Origin of the sequence: Legionella feeleii, from assembly GCF_001467625.1 — a bacterium.
In the GTDB taxonomy this organism is placed as follows: domain Bacteria; phylum Pseudomonadota; class Gammaproteobacteria; order Legionellales; family Legionellaceae; genus Tatlockia; species Tatlockia feeleii.
Map to the genome: position 1 here is coordinate 665,795 of NZ_LNYB01000085.1, position 6,967 is coordinate 672,761.

Sequence of the window (6,967 nt, forward strand, 5' to 3'; positions counted from 1 at the left end):
CACAACGAAGCGCACAACCTACACCTGCTACCTGGAGTGATTGTGGCTTAAACATCTAGCCCGAGCCCCTGGCTCGACATGCACAGTTATGATAATGGAAATGTAACCAGTAACCAGTACCTAGTGTCCAGCAATCATCATTTGTTCAATCAGTATAGAGCCGCAGCGAGTTGAGATATTTGGATTAATATCTGTACCAACAGCAGTAATCATTTTAAACATATCTTTCAAATTACCAGCAATTGTTATCTCCTCGACAGGGTATTGAATAACACCATTATCTACCCAGAATCCACTTGCCCCACGTGAGTAATCGCCAGTTAAGCCATTTACACCTTGCCCCATTAACTCAGTCACCAACAAGCCAGTACCCATTTTATGTAATAAATCCTGCAAATCTCCTGCAGTGGGATCAAGCGTTAAGTTATGAACTCCACCGCTATTAGCAGTTGTTTTCAGACCTAAGCGACGAGCTGAATAACTACTTAATGCATATTGGCATAAACGTCCATCTTCAACAAAGACATTATTTCTTGTTGGCACACCCTCACCATCAAACGGTGAACTTCCTAATGCTTTTAAAAGATAAGGTTGCTCATAAATTTTAAAACCGGCAGGAAAAACCTGCTTTTCCAAGGCATCCAATAAAAAAGAATTCTTACGGTACAAATTTGAACCACTAATAGCATTAATAAAACTTGCCAGCAAACCACTCGATACACGCGAAGAAAACAACACCGGTATTTTTTGCGTTTTCACCTGTCTTGCCCCTAAACGGCTGGTAGCGCGCTCAACTGCCTTTTGCGCCAAGGCTTCCAGTGAATTTAAACCTTCTGCATACCTTGCCGTCGTATAATCGTAATCTCGTTGCATGCTCTCCCCTTCTTTTGCAATGAGAGAGCAACTGACACTATGACGAGTACTTTGAATTACGCCTTCCCCGCCATAACTATTGGCAAAACCATTGCAGAAAGCATAGGTGGAAAAATTAACACCATCAGAGTTGGAAATCCGTTTATCCAAGGCCAATGCATGAGCTTCACAAGCAAGTGCTTTTTCTATTGCCTGAGGCGGCTTGATTTCCCAAGGATGATAAAGATCAAGATCAGGATGATGATTTTTCATCAATTCTCGATCAGCAAGTCCAAAACAAGGATCTTCGGCACTCACTTTGGCGATATCACAAGCAGCAGCGACTAAGGCATCCAAAGCAGCAGGTGAGGTATCTGTACTGCTTGCACCACCTTTACGATGTCCAATATAAACAACGAGACTTACTCCTTTATCCTCACTAAAAGCAACTGTCTCAACTTCCCCCATACGAACATCGACTGAAAAACCACTATCATGGTTAACTGAAACCATCGCATCCGTTGCACCCTGCGCACGAGCGCGATCCAGGACGTCATGCATTAATTCTAATAAATTGTTGGTTGACTTAAGCGCTACTCTATTGTTATTTTCCGGTAATGTTTTCATGGTGGGTCTACCGCTATCAAGTTTGTTCATAAGGATACAAGATTAATATGCCCAGGCAAACCATTGCTCTTGTAAAATGGCTTACACAAGCCTCTAAATTTATAACTATTGCTCTATTTTTGTTGTTTTTTACTCATTATGTGATTGCTAGCAATGGTTGGCGTCAATTGGCACCCGGCATTGAGTATCAAGATCTCGAGGGTCGCTTTTTGACACCTTGGTCCCATATCCACGCCTTTCGTATTAACCTGAAAGACAATGAGCTGTCCCTGGTTACCGCCAAAGATTTATCACGTGAACATGCCTCAGTTAATGAATATGCCCAGCATAGTAATGCGCTCTTGGCTATCAATGGGGGGTTCTTTGATGGTAATTATAAACCGCTAGGCTTACGAGTTTATAACAGGCGGCAAAAAAATCCTGCTAAAAATATCAGCTGGTGGGGAATTTTTTACGTCAAGCATCAGAAAGCTTATTTAAGCAATATCAGGCAATACAGTCCTGATCGACAAATCGACTTTGCCATACAAAGTGGCCCCAGATTGTTAATTAATAATCGTATTCCACCTCTTAAACCAGGTAGGGCAGAACGCTCTGCCTTAGGTATCACCCAAGATGGGCGTGTTATTATTCTCGTTACCGATAATATGCCTATGTCTACTACAGAATTAGCGCAACTGATGAAAGCAGCTCCGCTCAATTGCGAAAATGCACTTAATCTGGATGGTGGTAGTTCGAGTCAATTACGTGCTCAAGTCGCATCCTTTCAATTAGACGTACATGGTTTTTCTAATGTCAGTGATGCGGTCATTGTTAAAGCAAGAAAAAAATAATCCTCTCAAAAACAACTAACCATAACCCGTTAATTTAGCGTTAAACAATTGCTTCTAATTTAGAGCACTCATTGGAAAATTGTGCTTTTTGATACCATAATTTAGAAGATGCATTCGGATAAAGTAATGAAAAAATTTTTTGTAGGTCTGAAGAAGACTAAAAAAACCCCAGTAAAAAGTGAAGTACCCACTCAACAATCTCCTTTTTTAGAAGAATCAAAACAAAAGGAGACTGAAAATAGAGATTTCTTTTCTGATCCAAGAATGAGGGACTTAAGCGACATTGGAGAGAAAAAAGCCTTAGGTTATTTGCCATTAGCCAGAATACGCGAAGCGGGTTACGATGTATTTCAAACCTCCCTTTTATTGAAAAAGAAAGGCTTGAAGATCCTGGTCATTCCAGCTGCCTTACCTGAAGAAATCTATGCTTATAACCCCGAGACAAAGAAATTTATCCATATGGCTGATAAAAAAATGTATGATGTTGTTCCCAAAGGAAAATTCTATAGCATCCAATCAGGAGCCCTCGTTGCCTATGACATAGAAGCAGTGGATCTTTTTTTGCAGCAAAATGCAAAACTTATCGATGATGAAAATCAATCTGAAACAATTGACGAACATAAGTGGCCAATGAATGCAGCCGATTTTGTTGAAATGCTGTTTAGAAAAACGGCCCAATCCAAAGAAATGAACAACTTAATCCATACAATTTATGAGGAAATGCCCACCGTTATCACTAGCTTTAAAATGGAATAATACCAAGTAATTCTCAGCCATATAGCCCCAGTTAGCTCTCGAGTTTGACAAAGCGCTTTAATTTTCCTGTTTCAGGATGGCGCTTTAATTGAGGAACAATCTTTATTTCAATCAGAGGATTTTCTATACCCATTTGCCGATAGGCAGTAACCAGATCTTTTTGCATTTTCTCGGTAACAAAATTTTTTCTGGCCGTTAACCAAATTTCAGCACCTTGAATGGTTTGAAATACTTGATACTCTTCTACTTGCTCTTCCGGAAAAATTAGATTTTCAAATACTTCCGGAATAACACAAATGCCATTGGCATAGGAAAAACTATCGTCATTACGCCCTTTAATGGATTGCACTAATCTCAACGGTGCCCCACAAGAACATGAATCTGCCAGAATCCTAATGCGATCATCAATTTCATAGCGGAATAAAGGCATGCTTTTATGAAATAAATTAGTCACCAATACTTTCGTTGCTTCACGCCCATCTGGAACTGGTTGATTATTTTCATCAACCGCCTCAAAAATGATGAGATCCTCATTTAGATGGAGATGATTGGTATGATCACAGCTTTGCGCGTGTGGACCAGCATCGGATGACCCCCACATATTGGTCACAGGAACATTCCACGCTTTTTTAATGGTCTTTAACATATCAGGGAACAACGGCTCTGAATTAACACTAACGCGGCGAGGAAAAATTTTTAATTTTCCGCGACAAGCTTCTTGAGCCAAACGATAAATTTCCGTCGTGTAGCCAATTAAATGGCTCGGCTTCTGGATATTAAGTTGCTCAACCATATTGGTAATAGGCATCGTAGCCGGTAACAGGAGGACTTTCATTTGTGGTATGAGAGGAATCGTGAATACAAATCGGCTCAGATGAACCGGCTTGGCTGCAGTAATTGCTGCCATGAGTACAGGGCTATTATCCTTTTGCGAAGAGAACTCATCACGATATTGAAAACGAAAAAAAGCAGCCACAAACAAGATAAACTCTTCAATATTCCACCCAAATACCCCCCTGACTCCCGAAGAGCCTCCCGTAGCGGTAAAATGATAGGCATTATCCAATAACTCCGGTTCAATTTGGTTATGGAGAAATTGACGGGCCCTTTCCAAAGTTAATTTTCTATCAGTGACAATCTCATCCCAATGCGTCATGGCTTCTTTTTTGGTCATGACAGGCAATTTAGCCAAATCACTCAAAGTAAAATGGGATGGCTCAATATGAGCAAATTTGCTCGCATAATACGGTGAGTTTTGTTTTGCATAAGCTAATAAAGCTACTAAAGCGCGTTGCTGCTCTGCCTTGACCTCTTCTTTACTCCAGCTTAACCGAGAAGAAAGTTGTGGCAATAAATCTTGTATGGCATCAATTTCTTTATTCAATGTCGAAGCATAGAGATTGGACATGTTAGCAATCGCCTTGATTTATTATAAAAATGACTATAGCCCTTAGATAAATAAAAATCCTCTATCGCTTGGCAAATTCCTTTCTGGAATACAACTTTCCTAAAGTTTCTCTTTATCAATTGATCATTTTTTCCATAATAATCCCCTTTTCTAGTGGGGGAATTCCAGTGAAAACTATTTTTCAAGCAGTTATTGATGGTGATTTAGATGAAATTCGTAAACTACGTGCCCAAGGTCAAATTGATATTAATGCGCTAAATGAACAGGGTGATTCAGCCTTAACTATCGCCATAAAAAAAAGAAATCTCGCAGCATTCAGATTATTACTTGACTTCAAAGGACTCGACCTGAATCAAGAAACCTATACTTCCAAATTTGAAAATAAGCCTTATCCTTCGACTCCTTTACTATGGAGTACAAAGCTTAACCAGCCAGATATGGTTAAGGAACTCTTAGCCAAGGGAGCCGATCCAGCCAAGCAATTAGGATACTTTAAAGTGACTCCGTTAATGTTCGCAGTTTCCAATGACTTTCTAGCGTGTGTAAAACTACTTATAGAAACAGGTAAAGGAGTTGATTTGAAAAATGCTAGAGGAACTACGGCTCTTGATCTAGCAGCACAAGAGGGTAAATCCGCTGCTCTGAAACTTCTTGTACCCCATGTAACACATGGTGAACTGTTAACAGCCGCCAATCTTGCAGACCAAAATAAACATCCTGAAATAGCTCAATTGTTGCGTAATTGGACCAGTCCTACTTCTGAACAAAAAAATCAATCAACCAGTTCACAGGCTGTACCCAAAGTAAGAGCTCAAAAATTGATAGACAAATCGACTAGTCCTGACAAGCACTATAACACCCTGATAAAAACAGTAAAAACCCTCGAGGAAAAATTTAAAGCTCAAGAAGAGGTCGTTAAAATACTCCAGGAAGAATTGAAAGCTGTAAAAGAAGCACAACAATTACTGACAACAACAGCACAACCAGTCCCAGACCTCGTTCAAGCCACAACAGAAGCAATGCATGCCCTTGGACCAATACTACGAGCAACAGCAGGGAAGGTAGAGCCAGCCCCAGTAACAGAAGCATCAATCGCAGGAAGAATACCGCCAGACCCTGGTATGATACAACCTGTATCTACAATACAACCGATGACAGCAAACATATTAAAGCCAACCCCGGGAAGATTACAATCAACCACGAGTTCGGCGCAACCTGCATTGAGTACAGGCCCTCTACTAAACCCAGGTGACGCACGGCCTCAAATCTCGAATCACACAAGATCGTCATTTTTTGCTCTGGCAAATAGGCCGTTGCCGCATAATGAGCTGTCAAACCCGGCAAACTATGCTTTGACCCCATCACAATCCAAGCCAAATTAACTCGGCTCTTATGATTATTCTTCCTGCTGTAGAAATCAGGGTCTGTTGCCATTTCGCTAGCTGAAGTCGAAAAGTGTTGATTTATGGGCATCGAAGCGTAGGAAATCAAAACTTTTCAGCCAAGGTAGTAGAAATGGCAACAGACCCTAAGATAAGATGGAGGGGAAACAGGGAGGTTCATATGCCTGCGCCAGAATCAGCTACATGCATCATTGATTTAATCGTTGCAAAAAAGGAAAAGGCTTATATCGTCTATGAAAATGAACAATTCATTGCTTTTTTAGACCACCGTCCCCTCTTTCCTGGCCATACCCTGCTTGCGCCGAAAAACCATTTTAAGACCTTATATGACTTGCCAGATTCATTGATTAGCCCTCTTTTTATGTTAACTAAAAAAATTGGTGTTGCAGTGGAGAAAGCCACAGAGGCAGCAGGAAGTTTTATTGCCATGAATAACACGATTAGCCAAAGTATCCCACATTTGCACGTCCATATTGTCCCTAGAAATAAGCAAGATGGTTTAAAAGGCTTTTTTTGGCCAAGAACCAAGTATCAAAATGAAGAGCATATGCTTGCAATACAAGAAAAAATTAAATCCCAGCTGCTCTAAGAATAATTTGAACTCGATTTTTACACTAAAATAAAAGTTAACCTGAGGATGAAAAATCTAAAAATACTTACATGTCTAATATTGCTGCAATAAGATGGTTACCACAAGGCAAAGAGAAACCGCCCCTTATCCAATATATGCTAATTAATTCCGTATTAGATTATCTTATTTCCCCCACAGAAATTTCTGTAACTGATTTGAAGAAAAATATTAATGACCTATTTATTCATATTGATAAATTTTCACAGCCTAATATTCCGTTGATAGTCCACTATAAATCAATAACTAAAAGCTTTGGCAAACACCGCAAGGATTCCGCGAAATTTCATAAACTGATAAATAAAATCTTGCGTAAAAGAAAATTATTAAAAGCTAACAGCCGCACAATCTCATTGCTTAAAAGAGAAAATCGAGTTATTGTCAATTCTGGTGTATGAGCAAAATATCATCAAGCGGCCTTCCAGTCCGATTGTTCAACAACCTGCACTCCGTCTTCAAA

General features: G+C 39.9%; 7 protein-coding genes. 5 read left to right on the top strand and 2 right to left on the bottom strand.

The genetic code is table 11. The features are described from left to right. Positions 1-120 precede the first annotated feature (120 nt). Entirely contained in the window at positions 121-1,479 is a 1,359-nt protein-coding gene (gene pmbA, locus Lfee_RS15270; protein ID WP_058447836.1) for a metalloprotease PmbA, read from the bottom strand. A gap of 47 nt (positions 1,480-1,526) precedes the next feature. On the opposite strand from pmbA, the gene Lfee_RS15275 reads away from it, so the two are divergent. Continuing rightward, positions 1,527-2,312: a phosphodiester glycosidase family protein gene (locus Lfee_RS15275; RefSeq protein ID WP_058447837.1), complete on the top strand. Its 786-nt coding sequence runs from the start codon at positions 1,527-1,529 to the stop codon at positions 2,310-2,312. 126 nt (positions 2,313-2,438) lie between these two features. After that, entirely contained in the window at positions 2,439-3,068 is a 630-nt protein-coding gene (locus tag Lfee_RS15280) for a hypothetical protein (RefSeq protein ID WP_058447838.1), read from the top strand. Between the two features lie 31 nt (positions 3,069-3,099). Here the strand turns inward: Lfee_RS15280 and Lfee_RS15285 are convergent, their stop codons facing one another. Continuing rightward, entirely contained in the window at positions 3,100-4,476 is a 1,377-nt protein-coding gene (locus Lfee_RS15285) for a phenylacetate--CoA ligase family protein (RefSeq protein ID WP_058447839.1), read from the bottom strand. Positions 4,477-4,643: 167 nt separating this feature from the next. On the opposite strand from Lfee_RS15285, the gene Lfee_RS15290 reads away from it, so the two are divergent. The 3 genes from Lfee_RS15290 (at position 4,644) to Lfee_RS15300 (ending at position 6,905) form a co-directional block, all read left to right on the top strand. Then, the gene (locus Lfee_RS15290) at positions 4,644-5,858 is read left to right on the top strand and encodes an ankyrin repeat domain-containing protein (RefSeq protein WP_058447840.1); all 1,215 of its coding nucleotides are present in this window, start codon (positions 4,644-4,646) and stop codon (positions 5,856-5,858) included. A gap of 181 nt (positions 5,859-6,039) precedes the next feature. Next, a complete protein-coding gene (locus Lfee_RS15295) occupies positions 6,040-6,468 on the top strand; it encodes an HIT family protein (protein ID WP_058447841.1) in 429 nt (142 codons plus the stop codon). Between the two features lie 71 nt (positions 6,469-6,539). Beyond that, positions 6,540-6,905: a hypothetical protein gene (locus Lfee_RS15300; protein ID WP_058447842.1), complete on the top strand. Its 366-nt coding sequence runs from the start codon at positions 6,540-6,542 to the stop codon at positions 6,903-6,905. Positions 6,906-6,967 lie beyond the last annotated feature (62 nt).